Here is a 14,833-nt window from a genome sequence, read left to right on the forward strand (position 1 = left end):
CAAAGACGTGGGTGGCGCCATTGCCGAAGTAGCGGTCCCTGCCATGGTGTGGCCGGACTACCGCCGAACGCAACGTCATTTCCAAGCATCACATCTTTATTTGATCAATCGGCGGCATTTCTTGCGCGAGATGGTGGCAGAGCGGTGTGCATGAGTCTTATCGCCCGCACCAAAATCGATGTCACCATATCGCTTGCTGCCGACGTCATCGCCGCGGTCGAGATCCTGCCGCGAGCCAGGCCGCCGCTGGCGCGGCTGTTCGCCGGCAAACCGCCATCGTCGTTGCTCAATGCGCTGCCGCAGCTCTTCACCTTATGTGCCGCTGCGCAGCAGGCCGCATTGCTGTCCGCGATCGAAGCGGCGCGTGACGAAGAGATCATCCTCGCGACAAAACAGCGTCGTATGATCCTGATCGTTGCCGAACGCATCTCAGAATTGCTGCGGGCTCTCTTTGTCGCGCATCCTACGCCGAACGCCAGTGCGGCGGCGATCCGGTCCCTTATACGGGCATTGTCCATGCTTGTCGGCAGCGCCCGGCCAGCTCGCGGCTCTGCTCGACGCGAAGCGATAGCTCAGATTGTTGCTGCGCTCACTGCACTTGGCATGCCGAATGAAGATGGCGTGCCAAGGCCCGGTAGCCCGTCCGCGCTTTGCATTGCAGCGCTTGATGAGGTCGACTTGAAGTCCATCCGGATCGCGCACTCGTTCCTGTCCGTCGCCGACGACCGCAACATCGTTGAACGGCTGCTCGGCGATGACCCGACATTTTGCCATTGTCCCGACCTTGGGGGCCGTGCGCCCGAGACAGGTCCATGGGCGCGCCAAATGACGCGTGAGCGGCTCTGGCTGGGGCGGTCCGGTCCGGTTGAGCGGCTGAAGGCCAGAATTGCAGAGATCGTTCGGCTATGCGATTGGCTCAAGTCCGGTGCTCATATCGACGCAGCGGAGCCTGGGATCGTCGAAAGCTACAGGTTAGGTCCTCGACGTGCAGCGGCCGCGGTGGAATGCGCCAGGGGTCGCCTCTATCACGCGGTTGAGCTTGATCCTCAGGGCCAGATATACCGCTTCGAATTTCTTGCTCCGACGGAATGGAATTTCCATAGGCGCGGACCGCTTGTCCGTAACCTGCAGGGCGCGGTGCTGACGGCGAGACGGCATCAGAAAGCGGTTCGTGCGGTGATCGAATCGCTTGATCCCTGCGTCGGATTCACACTCAAGTTTCGCAAAGTTGACGATGCATGAAATGGCGCTTTGTCAGAGCATCATCGAAATCGTCGAGGAAGAAGCGCATCGCCGATCGTTTTCGCTGGTGCGGAGCATCCGTCTGGAGATCGGGGCCTTGAGCCATGTCACGCCGCAAGCGATCAGGTTCTGCTTTGGTGTCGTCGCAACGCGGACCATTGCCGAGGGCGCGGCTCTTAGAATCATCGAACGCCCCGGCGAGGCCTGGTGCATGACCTGTTCGAAGAGCGTCGAGATTGCACGGCGCGGTGAAAGCTGTCCTTGTTGCGGCAGCTACCAGTTGCAGGTCACCGCGGGCGAAGAGATGCGGGTGAAAGAGCTGGAGATCGATTGATGTGTGGCGTATGCGGCTGCAGCGAAGGGACTCCTTCGACCGAGCCCTCCGAAGCGAATAATGTGCAAGGCCGAGCTCGCGACTATCCTCATGTGCAGGACGATTGCGATCGCCATGAGGCGCATCTGCATAACGACCAGGACCTGCAGCGTTCAAAGCATGCTCGCCACATCCATGATCACGATCATCATCCTGGCCGTCGGAGGGCGGATGCTGGGCAAGCGATTCTGGACTGCAGCGCCGGCCCGGCTGGCTTGAAGGTCGCGGACATGCGCCGCGAGCGGGTCATTCAGATCGAGCGCGACATCCTTAGCAAGAATAGCAGGATCGCGGCGGATAACCGCGCGCTCTTCGTGGCCGATGAGCTCCTCGTGTTCAATCTCGTGTCCAGTCCCGGTGCAGGCAAAACTTCGCTGTTGGTCCGCGCCGTGTCCGAGCTCAAGCGCGGCCGTCCGATCGGGGTGATCGAAGGCGACCAGCAGACCTCGAACGATGCCGAACGCATTCGCGCGACCGGCGTGCCAGCCATTCAAGTCAATACCGGAAAGGGTTGTCATCTTGATGCAGCTATGATTGGCGAGGCTTATCGCCGCCTGCCGCCGCTCATTGGCGGTATCCTCTTCATCGAGAACGTCGGTAATTTGGTCTGTCCCGCGGCTTTCGATCTTGGCGAGGCCTGCAAGATCGTGGTGTTGTCGACCACTGAAGGTGAAGACAAGCCGCTCAAATATCCGGATATATTTGGCGCTTCTTCACTCATGCTGATCAACAAGGTTGATCTGGCGCCGCTGCTTGAATTCGATTTGGGCAAGACCGTCGAATATGCAAGACGCGTCAATCCAAAGATCGAAGTACTCACGGTTTCGGCGCGGACCGGCGAGGGTTTTGGCGGGCTCTACGCCTGGATCGATAAGCAGGCAGCGCATCACAGGCGCGCCTTGGAGGACACGAGGCGATGAGCGCCGCCACCTGCGACCGAACACGGCTGCGCGTGCGCGTGAGCGGGGCCGTGCAAGGGGTCGGCTTTCGCCCCTACGTTTATGGCCTCGCCACGCGGTACGGATTAGCGGGGTTTGTCGTCAACAGCTCCGAGGGCGTCACCATCGAAGTCGAGGGTCGCCGCGCGCCCGAGTTTGTCGCCGCATTGCCGCTCGAACTGCCTCCACTGGCACACATCGACCACATCTGCGTTCAGCAGACTGGGGCGCTCGCGGCAAAAGGCTTTTCGATCGGCACGAGCGAGGGTGGCAAGTTATCAGCGCGGATCGTCGCCGATGCCGCGACGTGCCAGCAATGCCTGAGTGAGCTGTTCGATCCCGAAAATCGCCATTACCTTTATCCGTTCGTCAGCTGTTCCCATTGCGGCCCGCGCTATACGATCGCCGAACAGCTTCCGTATGATCGCCACAACACGGTCATGAAAGCTTTCAGGCTGTGCGCTGCCTGCGCGGCCGAATATGCCGATCCAGCGAGCCGCAGGTTTCATGCGGAGGCGATCGCGTGTCCGATCTGCGGTCCTCGGCTCAGCCATGGGATCAATGCCATTGTCGCGGCGATCGCCGGCGGCCAAATCGTGGCCATAAAGGGGCTCGGCGGATATCAACTGCTCTGCGATGCACGCAACCAGGACGTCGTGCAGCGATTGCGCAGCAGAAAGCACCGCCTGCAGAAGCCGTTCGCGGTCATGATCGGTTCCACAGAGCTGGTCAACGAAATCGCAGAAGCGAATGGGGCCGAGCTTGCGCTGCTTGAATCCGTAGCACGTCCCGTTGTCCTTCTGCCTTCGCGCAATAATCTGGCGCCCGCCATAGCTCCTGGCTTATCGCGCGTTGGTGTCATGCTGCCGGTCGTGGCACTGCATCACCTCATCTTTCACGCGCTTCGCTCGACGGGAGCGTGGCTTGAGGGGGCGTGCCCGGTCATCGTCGCAACCAGCGCCAATTCTTGCGGCGAACCGCTCCTGATCGACAATGCGCAGGCGCTGTGGCGGCTCGAAGGGATTGCAGACCTAGTCGTAACCCATGATCGCGATATCCTGACACGTGCCGATGACTCCTTGCTGTCGGTGGTGGCCGGCCGGACCCAATTCGTACGCCGCGCACGTGGCTACGTCCCCGAACCGATCCGGCTTGCGAGGTCTGTGCCGGTCGTGCTCGCCGTCGGCGGCGCGCTGAAATCGACTGTCACCATCACGCGGGACAACGAAGCCTTCGTCTCCCAGCATATAGGCGATCTCGATACCGCCGAAGGCATCCGCGTGTTCGAGGAGACGATCCGCCACCTCGCATCGACCCTTGATGTGGAGCCTGTCGTCATTGCCCATGATCTGCATCCCAATATGGCATCGACCCGCTTTGCGGAAGCAAGCGGCCGGGCCCTTATCGCCGTCCAGCATCACCACGCCCACGCTGCCGCCGTCATTGCTGAGCATGGCCATGCCGGACCGGCGCTTGCCCTGGTGCTCGACGGCCATGGCTTCGGTTCCGACGGCGGTAACTGGGGTGGCGAGCTGTTGCTGTGCGAAGGAACAAGGTGTCGACGCATCGGGCATCTCGCGCCTTTGCAAATGCCTGGTGGAGAGCGGGCGGCGCGCGAGCCGTGGCGTATGGCAAGCGCAATATTGCAGGCGCTCGGCCGGGGTAACGAAATCGGGCCTCGCTTTGCTGCGCAGCGGCAGGCTGAGCGCATGTCGGTATTGCTCGATCAGCCGGGCGGGGCCACCACGACCAGCGCGGGCCGGTTGTTCGATGCCGCGGCAGCGCTGCTGGGAATCGCATGTGTGCAGAGCTATGAGGGCGAAGCCGCGATGAAGCTCGAGGCGTTGGTGCGGCGGACTGCGATTTTCGATACCGGCTGGACCATCGACCGCGGCGTATTATCGCTTCGTCCACTGTTTGCGCGGTTGATTGCAGACGACATCGACGCGGCTGACGGAGCCGGGCTGTTTCATGGCACCTTTGCCGCCGCTTGCATTGACTGGGTCAGTCGCTCTGCACGGAAAACAGGCGTCAATACCATCGTTCTAAGCGGCGGCTGCTTTCTGAACGCGGTGCTGGCGGATGAAATTGAGCGCGGTTGCCGCAGCGCAGGCCTCACCCCGCTGGTGCCACGGCAGCTGCCGCCCAACGATGGAGGTTTGAGCCTCGGCCAGGCGTGGATTGCCGCTCTGCAGATTATTGAAGGGTCTTCAGCCCTGGAAGGAGTAGCCTGATATGTGTCTTTCGGTCCCGGCAAAGGTATCAAAAATTCTTCCCGACGATATGGCGATCGTGTCCATCGATGGGGTCAGCCTGGAAATATCGATTGCTCTCATCGAAGAGCTCGACGTCGGCGACAGCGTTCTGGTCCATGTCGGTTATGCGCTCTCCAAGATCGACCCGGCAGAAGCCACGCGCACGTTGGAGCTCTTGCAGGAGCTCGGCAGTGCAGGGCAGGAACCCCGACCATGAAGTATGTCGACGAATTTCGTGACAGGACCATCGCACAGGGACTTGCGCGGGCAATTGGCGCCGAAGCCGGTGCGCGACGGGCTTACAGGTTCATGGAATTCTGCGGCGGACACACTCATGCGATCTCCCGCTACGGCCTCGAGGATTTGCTGCCCGCGAACATTCGTATGATCCACGGGCCCGGTTGTCCCGTCTGCGTTCTGCCCGCCAGCCGGATTGACATGGCGATCCGGCTCGTCGAGCGGCCGGAGGTCACTCTGTGCGTCTATGGCGACCTGATGCGCGTGCCGGGGTCGCAGGGGCAGTCCCTGATGCGAGCCAAAGCCCTCGGAGCAGACATTCGGATGGTCTATTCGACGCTCGACGCTATCCGGCTCGCCGAACAGGTGCCAAGCCGGGAGGTGGTCTTCTTTGCCATCGGATTTGAGACCACGACGCCGCCGACCGCGGTGATGATCCGGATTGCCGAAAAGAAGCGGCTGAGGGGCCTTAGCGTGTTCTGCAACCATGTGCTTACGCCCTCTGCGATGCACAGCATTCTCGAGAACCCGAAGATGCGTAATATCGGCGGGGTCGCAATCGACGGCTTCGTTGGTCCTGCACATGTCAGCACGATCATCGGTACGCAGCCTTACGAGCCCCTGGCGGAGCAATTCGGCAAGCCGATCGTGATCGCGGGATTTGAGCCGCTCGACGTGATGCAGGCGATCCTGATGCTGGTACGCCAGGTAAACGAAGGCCGTTACGAGGTAGAGAACCAGTACAGCCGTGCGGTGAACCGCCAAGGCAACCGACGCGCCAAGGACGAGGTTTCGCAGGTATTCGAATTGCGTGAGCAGTTCGAATGGCGTGGGCTTGGGCTCGTCCCCAACAGTGGGCTGAAGTTGAAGCGGGCTTACGCGGGATTTGACGCCGAGGCGCGTTTTGCGATGCACGAGCTGCGTGTCGCCGACAATCCGGCATGCGAGTGCTGCGCGATCCTGCGCGGCGCCAAGCGGCCGGTCGATTGCAAGCTGTTTGGAACCGTCTGCACGCCAGAAACACCCGTCGGGTCCTGCATGGTCTCCTCGGAAGGCGCTTGTGCCGCGTATTGGACCTATGGCCGAGTTCGCGATGACCAGGTGAGGCGGATGTCATGAGCGTAAAGGCCTATCAAGGCAAGCTCGACGTCGACAACGGACGCGTTGATCTTTCCCACGGATCCGGAGGCCGTGCCATGGCGCAACTGATCTCCTGCGTTTTTCACCAAGCCTTCGGTAATGAATGGCTTGCCCGCTGCAATGATCAGGCGGCGTTCGATGTTGCGGCAGGCAGGATGGTAATGACGACCGACGGTTATGTCGTTTCGCCGCTGTTCTTTCCCGGAGGCAATATCGGGTCACTGGCTGTGCACGGCACGATCAATGATGTCGTGATGGCCGGCGCACGTCCGCTCTATCTATCGGCCAGCTTCATCATTGAGGAGGGGTTCCGGTTTTCGGATCTCAGGACGATTGCACAGTCGATGGGCGAGGCGGCGCGCGCTGCCGGCGTTTACATCATCACTGGAGACACCAAGGTCGTCGAGCGCGGCAAGGCGGACGGCCTGTTCATCTCTACGACGGGCATCGGGTTCCTGGCCGATGGCCTCGATCTCTCAGCGGACAAGGCAAGGATCGGGGACCGCGTGCTGATGTCCGGCAGCCTCGGCGACCATGGAGTGGCGATCATGTCAGCGCGCCAGCACGCTGCTCTTCAAGTTGAGATCATCTCGGATTCCGCATCGCTGCATGACTTGGTGGCGGTCATGATGACGGCCGGTGGGCGCGGCATCCGGGTGATGCGTGACCCCACGCGGGGCGGACTTGCCGCCGCTCTCAACGAGATTGCGCATCAATCGGGCCTCGGGTTTCGTCTGCAGGAAGCGGCCATTCCCATAAAGCCCGCCGTTGCGGCCGCCTGCGAGCTTCTTGGGCTTGATCCGATCCATGTCGCCAATGAGGGCAAGCTCGTTGCGATCGTCGCGCCTGATGTGGCCGACGCCGTGCTTGCAGCCATGAAGGCGCATCCACTCGGGTGCGATGCGGCCGATATTGGCGAGGCGGTCGCTGACGAACACAAATTTGTGCAAATGGCGACCAGTTTCGGCGGCGGACGAATTGTCGACTGGTTGTCGGGCGAACAATTGCCTCGGATCTGTTGAACACACGGCACCCGTTCGCGGCGAGCATGCGGGAATGGCGGTTAAGCTCAAAGAGCAGGTCATTCAATCCACTTCGTCTCTGTGGGTTTGAAATCCTGCGTAGCTGGCGAAAGATCGCTGAATTTCTGCGCCATATACGCGCCTGGATCGCAATATCGCTGCGCTCTTCCGATTAAAAAGCCCCTCCAGGCAGGGAGTTTTCAAATGAAGGTCGGGGTCCCCAAGGAAATCAAGGCGCACGAATATCGCGTGGGCCTTACCCCTGGAGCCGTCCGCGAATACGTGGCAGCGGGCCACCGCGTGATGATCGAGACCAATGCCGGTGCCGGCATTGGTGCAACCGATGACGATTATCGCGCCGTCGGCGCAACGATCCTGGCTTCTGCAGGCGAGGTATTCGCATCGAGCGAGATGATCGTAAAGGTTAAGGAGCCTCAGCCGTCCGAATGGAGCCAGCTGCGGGAGGGCCAGATCCTCTTCACTTACCTGCATCTGGCGCCAGACCCGGAGCAGGCCAAGGGACTCCTCAAATCTGGGTGCACCGCGATCGCCTATGAGACCGTAACCGATGCTCATGGGGGCCTTCCACTGTTGGCGCCGATGAGCGAGGTCGCGGGTCGGCTTGCGATCGAAGCGGCGGGTAGTGCGCTGAAGCGCAGTGCAGGCGGACGAGGGCTGCTAATCGGTGGAGTGCCCGGTGTTCAGCCGGCTCGGATCGTGGTGATCGGGGGTGGCGTCGTTGGCACGCACGCGGCACGCATGGCGGTCGGTTTGGGCGCGGAGGTCACCATCATCGACCGTTCGATACCCCGGCTCCGCGAGTTGGACGAGCTATTCGAAGGTCGCGTTCGTACCAGGTTTTCCACCATCGAATCTGTAGAGGAGGAAGTATTTGCGGCCGATGTGGTAATTGGTGCGGTGCTCGTTCCAGGAGCGAGCGCACCGAAGCTGGTCCGCCGGAGCATGCTGAGCTCAATGCGCAAGAGCGCGGTCATCGTGGATGTCGCTATCGATCAGGGCGGCTGCTTTGAGACATCGCATCCAACCACCCACGCCGATCCAACTTACGAGGTGGATGGCATCATCCATTATTGCGTGGCCAATATGCCCGGCGCTGTGCCGTTGACCTCGAGCCAGGCACTGAACAACGCCACTCTGCCATTTGGTTTGGCTTTGGCCAACAAGGGTTTTTCCGCCGTGCTCGAGAATCCGCACCTGCGCGCGGGCCTCAATGTCCATCGAGGCCGGCTCACCTACAAGGCGGTTGCCGAGAGCCTCGGGCTCCCCTTCTCTCCGATCGAACAGGCTGCGGCCTGATCCCAGAGGCCCCACACGGGCGTTTCCTCCCTGACTTGGGCCACCCTTCGGGGTGGCTTTTTTTTTGGGCTCTATCAACCTGCAGAGCGCCGCTGGCATGTCCCTGGAACGCGGAGCGAGGCCGACGCGTCATGGGAGATAAACTGTTCGTCCAATAGAGGGTATATGAATGCACGTCTGCGGGTAATCCGATAGGATTGAGTATTGCCTGCAACGGCTCGCCCGGTGGGGCCGCGATCATCAAACCGACTTTTATCTGCTATCTGCGCGATCAGTGCGACATTTCTGGTCGTGCTGTGGAGATGCGCATCGGTTGGTGACGACTGCACCGGCTATTCATCGTAGCGCGCTGTCGCTAAATCCGCCGCCGTCCGTCAGCAGAACCGAAATGATCGGCACTGGCGAACCTGACGCAGTAGCGGAGCACTCGGAGGGGACGGTGCCGATCTGTAGCTGCGCTACCGCGGCCATCTGAAAGATCAGCCGGTGGACGCGGTTGACCTCGTTGGTCGACTGCCGCCGGATCGACCATGGACTCAAGGTCATGCACATTGTCGCATTTGCGACATCCGTTGAGGCGGCGACAAGTGCTTTGGAAAATAACCGAGACAAATCAAGCCCAGGCTCTTTGGCATAAGACTTGAACGCAAGAAGCGGTCCCTCACTTTTGCTATGGAATCGCAGTGATGCCCTACAAGATAATCGCGTCCCAGTGCACTGTCTGCGGCGCGTGTGAGTTCGAATGTCCCAATGCCGCGATCACCCTGAAGAACGACATATACGTGATCAATCCGGCCCAGTGCACCCAATGTGAGGGGCATTTTGAGGCGCCGCAATGCGCTGTCGTTTGCCCAGTGCCCGACACCTGCGTGCCGGCATAAGAGACTAGCCGATGAGTGGGGCTCCGGCACACATGATGAAGGCACCAGCGAAGGCGGTGTCTATTTGGATCGGTCACTTGGTTTTCTCACTCGCTGGTCCCCCGTTGGCTGTGATTTGCGCGATCGGCTCGGAGGGGACGCAGGCGGACCGTCGTCGGCCGGAGTTGTTCGTGCGCGAGCGGAGGGGGCAATGGTAGCTGTACAAGAGACGGTCGAGCGCGTCCGGCGCATCGACGTCGACCAGTATCGATATGGGTTTGAGACGCTGATCGAGTCCGACAAGGCCCCGAAGGGGCTGTCGGAAGACACCGTCCGCTTCATCTCCGCAAAGAAGAATGAACCGGCCTGGATGCTGGAATGGCGCCTGGAGGCGTATCGCCGCTGGCTGACCATGACCGAGCCGACCTGGGCGCGCGTCGACTATCCGAAGATCGACTACCAGGACATCTACTACTACGCGGCGCCGAAGCCGAAGAAGACGCTGTCCTCGATCGACGAGATCGATCCGGAAATCCTCAAGACCTACGAGAAGCTCGGTATCTCCTTGCGCGAGGTCGCGATCCTCGAGGGCGTCGAGCCGCCGCCCGGTGGCGAGCAGACGCCGAACCGCAAGATCGCGGTCGACGCCGTGTTCGATTCGGTTTCTGTTGCGACCACCTTCCAGAAGGAGCTGAAGGCGGCTGGCGTGATCTTCATGCCGATCTCGGAGGCGATCCGCGAGCATCCCGAGCTGGTGCAGAAATATCTCGGCGCCGTGGTGCCGACCTCGGACAATTACTTCGCGACATTGAATTCGGCTGTGTTCTCCGACGGCTCGTTCGTCTACGTGCCGCCGGGCGTGCGCTGCCCGATGGAGCTGTCGACCTATTTCCGCATCAACGAGCGCAACACCGGCCAGTTCGAGCGCACGCTGATCATCGCCGACAAGGGCTCCTACGTCTCCTATCTCGAGGGCTGCACCGCGCCGCAGCGCGACGAGAACCAGCTGCACGCCGCCGTGGTCGAGCTCGTCACGCTCGACGATGCCGAGATCAAATATTCGACGGTGCAGAACTGGTACCCGGGCAATTCGGAAGGCAAGGGCGGCATCTACAATTTCGTCACCAAGCGTGGCGACTGCCGTGGTCGCAATTCGAAGATCTCCTGGACCCAGGTCGAGACCGGTTCGGCGATAACCTGGAAATATCCGAGCTGCATCCTGCGCGGCGACAATTCGAGCGGCGAGTTCTACTCGATCGCGATCTCGAACGGCTTCCAGCAGGTCGACAGCGGCACCAAGATGATCCATCTCGGCAAGAACACGTCGAGCCGGATCATCTCCAAGGGCATCGCCGCCGGCAAGTCGCAGAACACCTATCGCGGCCTGGTCAGCGCGCACCGCAAGGCCACCGGCGCGCGCAACTACACCGCCTGCGACTCGCTTCTGATCGGCGACAAATGCGGCGCGCACACCGTGCCCTATGTCGAGGCCAAGAATTCCTCGGCGACGTTCGAGCATGAAGCGACGACGTCGAAGATTTCCGAGGACGTGCTGTTCTACTGCATCCAGCGCGGGCTCTCGCAGGAGGAAGCCGTCGGCCTCGTGGTCAACGGTTTCGCGAAAGACGTGCTGCAAAAACTGCCGATGGAATTTGCGGTGGAGGCGCAGAAGTTGATCTCGATCTCGCTCGAGGGATCCGTCGGATAATTAATCGTTCCGCGAGCCCTCCTGATCGCGGCGCGCGTTCCGGATCACGCATTTCAGGATCAGATCACAATGGCGCTACTTGAAGTCCGAGATTTGCATGCCGGTATCGAGGGCTGCGAAATTCTTCGCGGCCTCGATCTTACGGTCAATGCGGGTGAAGTGCATGCTATCATGGGGCCGAACGGCTCCGGAAAGTCTACGCTTAGCCACGTTATCTCCGGCAAACCCGGCTATCAGGTGATCGCTGGCCAAATCCTATTCAAGGATGACGACCTGCTCGCGATGGAAGCAGACGAGCGCGCTGCCAAGGGCGTATTTCTTGCCTTCCAGTATCCGGTGGAAATCCCTGGCGTAACCACCATGAACTTCCTGCGCGCGGCGCTAAACGCCCAGCGCAAGGCGCGCGCACAAAAGGAATTCTCCACTCCTGATTTTACGAAACGAGTCCGCGAGGTCGCTAAGTCGCTCAACATCCCGCAAGGCATGCTCAAGCGCGGCCTCAATGCCGGATTTTCCGGCGGTGAGAAGAAGCGCAACGAGATTTTGCAGATGGCGCTGTTCGACCCGAGCCTGTGCATCCTGGACGAGATCGATTCCGGTCTCGACATCGATGCACTGCGGATTGTCGCGGGCGGCATCAACGCGTTGCGTTCGCCGCAACGAGCGATGATCGTGATCACCCACTATCGGCGGCTTCTCGACTACATCGTGCCGGACGTTGTCCACGTGATGTCGAAAGGGCGAGTAAGAAAGAGCGGCGGCAAGGAACTCGCACTGGAGCTTGAGGCTTCTGGCTACGCCCAATTCGAGGACGTGGCGTGACGGCTCAAAGGGTTTCCAGATGAATCAGGTTGTAGTCAAAGCCGCCGCTGGGCGCACAATGGACAATGTCTTCGCCGCGGCGCATGGACGGCTGCCTGGCTCCGGGCCCGTCGCTCATATCCGTGCAAGGGCATTTGAGACCTACCAGCGCGCCGGCCTCCCGCATCGGCGCATTGAGGCTTGGAAATACACCGATCTGCGCGGCCTGATTGGCGAGGTCCAGCCACTCGCTCCGCAACCGAATGCGGCTGCACTCGTGCACGCAAGGACGTCAGTTAAGCGAGCGGCAGTCGAGCAGGCGGTCAAGCTCGTCTTGGTAGATGGCATATTCGCTCCCGAACTATCCGACGTAGGTAGGCTGGAAAATGGGGTCGATGTGCGGTCGCTCCGAGAGGTCCTGGAGAATTCCGCCGACAGCGCGATGGCCGGGCTGATACTCTCGACGACGACTGATGCGATGATCTCGCTCAACGCGGCAATGGCGACCGATGGCTTGGTGATTACCATCGCTGAGGGCAAAGCGGTAAAGCGTCCGATACAGATCGTTCACGTCGCGACCGGATCGTGGGCGTCCAACTTCACGCGTTCCTATCTGCATCTCGGCCAAGGCGCAGAAGCGGTCGTGCTGGAAAGCTTCGTCTCGAACGAAGGCGCGAGCGGCTATCAGACTAACGATGCGACAATCGCCCTGATTAGTGAGGAGGCGCGCTTTTCGCATATCCGACTGGCAGCCGATGCTGCTGACGCGGTGAATATCTCGTCGGGGATCATCGCGGTCGGCGCCAGGGCGAGGCTTGATCTCTTCGGCATGATCTGCGGCGGCTCGGTCAGTCGCTATCAGGGATTCATCACGCTAGCCGGCGAGGGATCCAAGCTCTCGGCGAACGGGGGCAATCTCATCAGGCACAAGCAGCACGTCGACACAACAATCGTCGTCGAGCACGCTGTGCCCCACTGCGCCAGCCGGGAGAAGTTCCGTGCGGTTATAGATGATTGCGGCCATTCGGTGTTCCAAGGCCGGATTGTCGTGCGCCCTGCCGCGCAGAAGACGGACGCCACGCTGACGATGCGAGCGCTGCTTCTGTCTGACGAGGCCGGCGCCGACAACAAGCCCGAACTTGAAATCGTGGCCGACGACGTGACTTGCGGCCACGGATCGACATCAGGCGCGCTGGATGACACTCTCGTATTTTATCTGCGCGCTCGCGGTCTATCCGAGAAGGAGGCGCAGGCGTTGCTGATCAGAGCATTCCTGGGTGAGGTGATTGAGGAAATCGGTACCGAGGATCTGCGCGATTTTGTGACCGCGCAAGCTGAACACTGGTTGCAGGCGCGGTGATGAGCGTGCATCCCGCGATGAACAATGGCCGGTACGAGGTTGACCGTCTGCGTACGGACTTTCCTGCGCTGAGCATGACAGTTTATGGAAGACCGCTGGTCTATCTCGACAATGCCGCCTCGGCGCAGAAGCCTAAGGCGGTACTTGACCGTATGATGCAGGCGTACTCCAGCGAATATGCCAACGTGCATCGCGGTTTGCACTACCTCGCTAACGCGGCGACCGAGGCGTATGAAGGTGCCCGTGCCAAGCTGGCGCGATTTGTAAACGCCCGTCTAAACGAAGAGATCATCTTCACCCGCAGCGCTACCGAAGCAATCAATCTGGTCGCCCAGACCTTCGGCCGTGAACGCGTCACTCCAGGGGATGAGATCATTCTCTCGATGATGGAACACCATTCCAACATCGTGCCGTGGCACTTTCTCAGGGAACGGAACGGTGCAGTGATCAAATGGGCGCCAGTCGATGATGACGGCAACTTCCTGCTCGATGCATTCGAGCAGCTCCTGACGCGACGCACCAAGATGGTTGCCATCACGCAGATGTCGAACGTTCTCGGGACCGTTGTGCCGGTGAAGGATGTGGTGAGTATCGCCCACGCGCGTGGTATCCCGGTGCTGATCGATGGTTCGCAAGGGGGCGTCCATCTGAACGCCGACGTCTGCGATATCGATTGCGATTTTTATGTGATGACGGGCCACAAACTCTATGGTCCGACGGGTATCGGAGTGCTTTACGGCAAATCTGAGCATCTGGCGTTGATGCCACCCTTCAATGGGGGCGGCGAGATGATCCGTGAGGTGTCACGTGCCGGCGTCATCTATGGTGATCCGCCGCACCGGTTCGAGGCGGGTACGCCACCGATCGTTGAGGCGGTCGGTTTCGGAGCGGCTGTGGATTACATCAATTCCATAGGCAAGGAGCAGATCCGCGAGCACGAGAGTGCGTTGCTTGCCTACGCACAGCAGCAGCTGGGGGACATCAACTCCCTGCGCATGATCGGGACACCGGCCGATAAGGGACCAATTATCTCCTTTGATATGAAGGGGGCGCATGCGCATGATATTGCCACCGTTGTCGACCGCGCAGGTGTAGCGGTGCGGGCGGGGGCCCATTGCGCGATGCCGCTGCTCAAGCGCTTCGGCGTTCTGGCGACATGCCGTGCGTCCTTCGGCCTCTATAACACATACGAAGAGATTGATACGCTCGTGGGCGCGCTGATCAAGGCGCGGCAGCTATTATCGTGAACCGGCGAGCGTGCCACGTCTAGGCGACCAGGCGGCTTGCGTCGATCATCGGGAGCGATGACGTCATGCACAAGGACGTCATCGTCATTGCTGAGCGTAAAGCTTCTGTAGTCTCTGCAGACATGGATAGTATTGGCAAGCCGGAGCCGCTCAGCCTGCCTGTTTTCCGTGTTAGCGGCTGTCCCGGCGAGCGTGATCGCTAGGTACTGCAGTCGGCGGCACTTCGTGCCTTCCAGAGTTGTGCGACGCAATTTCGCGCATAACCGGCACTTGTTCCATTTCGAACAGGCCTAACGAAGAAGTCTCCGTGCAAAGTGCGATGTCGCGTTCGCA

At 60.5% G+C, this 14,833-nt stretch carries 15 protein-coding genes; 14 read left to right on the top strand and 1 reads right to left on the bottom strand.

The window, feature by feature from the left end:
• The first annotated feature begins 150 nt into the window (after positions 1-150).
• From ACVMDN_RS01750 to ald, 8 genes are all read left to right on the top strand, one after another.
• The gene (locus ACVMDN_RS01750) at positions 151-1,242 is read left to right on the top strand and encodes a hypothetical protein (protein ID WP_069279817.1); all 1,092 of its coding nucleotides are present in this window, start codon (positions 151-153) and stop codon (positions 1,240-1,242) included.
• Entirely contained in the window at positions 1,235-1,576 is a 342-nt protein-coding gene (gene hypA / locus ACVMDN_RS01755; protein ID WP_069279816.1) for a hydrogenase maturation nickel metallochaperone HypA, read from the top strand. Before ACVMDN_RS01750 ends, hypA begins: the two co-directional genes overlap by 8 nt.
• Positions 1,576-2,535: a hydrogenase nickel incorporation protein HypB gene (hypB, locus tag ACVMDN_RS01760; RefSeq protein ID WP_456835777.1), complete on the top strand. Its 960-nt coding sequence runs from the start codon at positions 1,576-1,578 to the stop codon at positions 2,533-2,535. The genes hypA and hypB overlap by 1 nt, the downstream gene beginning before the upstream one ends.
• Positions 2,532-4,787 carry a carbamoyltransferase HypF gene (gene hypF, locus ACVMDN_RS01765; RefSeq protein ID WP_456843591.1) on the top strand — a complete coding sequence of 752 codons (2,256 nt, stop codon included), beginning with the start codon at positions 2,532-2,534 and terminating at the stop codon, positions 4,785-4,787. Before hypB ends, hypF begins: the two co-directional genes overlap by 4 nt.
• 1 nt (position 4,788) lies before the next feature.
• A complete protein-coding gene (locus tag ACVMDN_RS01770) occupies positions 4,789-5,025 on the top strand; it encodes a HypC/HybG/HupF family hydrogenase formation chaperone (RefSeq protein ID WP_081334788.1) in 237 nt (78 codons plus the stop codon).
• Positions 5,022-6,164 (top strand): hydrogenase formation protein HypD, encoded by a 1,143-nt coding sequence (hypD, locus tag ACVMDN_RS01775; protein ID WP_069279812.1) that lies wholly within the window; start codon positions 5,022-5,024, stop codon positions 6,162-6,164. Before ACVMDN_RS01770 ends, hypD begins: the two co-directional genes overlap by 4 nt.
• Positions 6,161-7,207: a hydrogenase expression/formation protein HypE gene (gene hypE / locus ACVMDN_RS01780; RefSeq protein WP_069279811.1), complete on the top strand. Its 1,047-nt coding sequence runs from the start codon at positions 6,161-6,163 to the stop codon at positions 7,205-7,207. The genes hypD and hypE overlap by 4 nt, the downstream gene beginning before the upstream one ends.
• A gap of 204 nt (positions 7,208-7,411) precedes the next feature.
• Entirely contained in the window at positions 7,412-8,524 is a 1,113-nt protein-coding gene (gene ald / locus ACVMDN_RS01785; protein ID WP_069279810.1) for an alanine dehydrogenase, read from the top strand.
• Positions 8,525-8,860: 336 nt separating this feature from the next.
• Here ald and ACVMDN_RS01790 read toward each other — a convergent pair whose 3' ends face one another.
• Positions 8,861-9,070, bottom strand: coding sequence for a hypothetical protein (locus ACVMDN_RS01790; protein WP_456835776.1), 210 nt, complete (start codon positions 9,068-9,070; stop codon positions 8,861-8,863).
• Positions 9,071-9,210: 140 nt separating this feature from the next.
• On the opposite strand from ACVMDN_RS01790, the gene ACVMDN_RS01795 reads away from it, so the two are divergent.
• The 6 genes from ACVMDN_RS01795 to ACVMDN_RS01820 all read left to right on the top strand — a co-directional run bounded on the left by ACVMDN_RS01795 (position 9,211) and on the right by ACVMDN_RS01820 (position 14,703).
• Entirely contained in the window at positions 9,211-9,405 is a 195-nt protein-coding gene (locus tag ACVMDN_RS01795) for a 4Fe-4S binding protein (RefSeq protein ID WP_081334787.1), read from the top strand.
• Positions 9,406-9,595: 190 nt separating this feature from the next.
• Positions 9,596-11,092: a Fe-S cluster assembly protein SufB gene (gene sufB / locus ACVMDN_RS01800; RefSeq protein ID WP_069280662.1), complete on the top strand. Its 1,497-nt coding sequence runs from the start codon at positions 9,596-9,598 to the stop codon at positions 11,090-11,092.
• 69 nt (positions 11,093-11,161) lie between these two features.
• Entirely contained in the window at positions 11,162-11,914 is a 753-nt protein-coding gene (sufC, locus tag ACVMDN_RS01805) for a Fe-S cluster assembly ATPase SufC (protein ID WP_069277614.1), read from the top strand.
• Between the two features lie 19 nt (positions 11,915-11,933).
• Positions 11,934-13,253, top strand: a complete 1,320-nt coding sequence (sufD, locus tag ACVMDN_RS01810) for a Fe-S cluster assembly protein SufD (RefSeq protein ID WP_069277615.1) — start codon at positions 11,934-11,936, stop codon at positions 13,251-13,253.
• Positions 13,253-14,500, top strand: a complete 1,248-nt coding sequence (locus ACVMDN_RS01815) for a cysteine desulfurase (protein ID WP_069277636.1) — start codon at positions 13,253-13,255, stop codon at positions 14,498-14,500. Before sufD ends, ACVMDN_RS01815 begins: the two co-directional genes overlap by 1 nt.
• Before the next feature lie 65 nt (positions 14,501-14,565).
• Positions 14,566-14,703: a hypothetical protein gene (locus tag ACVMDN_RS01820; RefSeq protein ID WP_176731332.1), complete on the top strand. Its 138-nt coding sequence runs from the start codon at positions 14,566-14,568 to the stop codon at positions 14,701-14,703.
• Positions 14,704-14,833: the final 130 nt, after the last annotated feature.

Source organism: Bradyrhizobium sp. USDA 4510 (assembly GCF_054059095.1).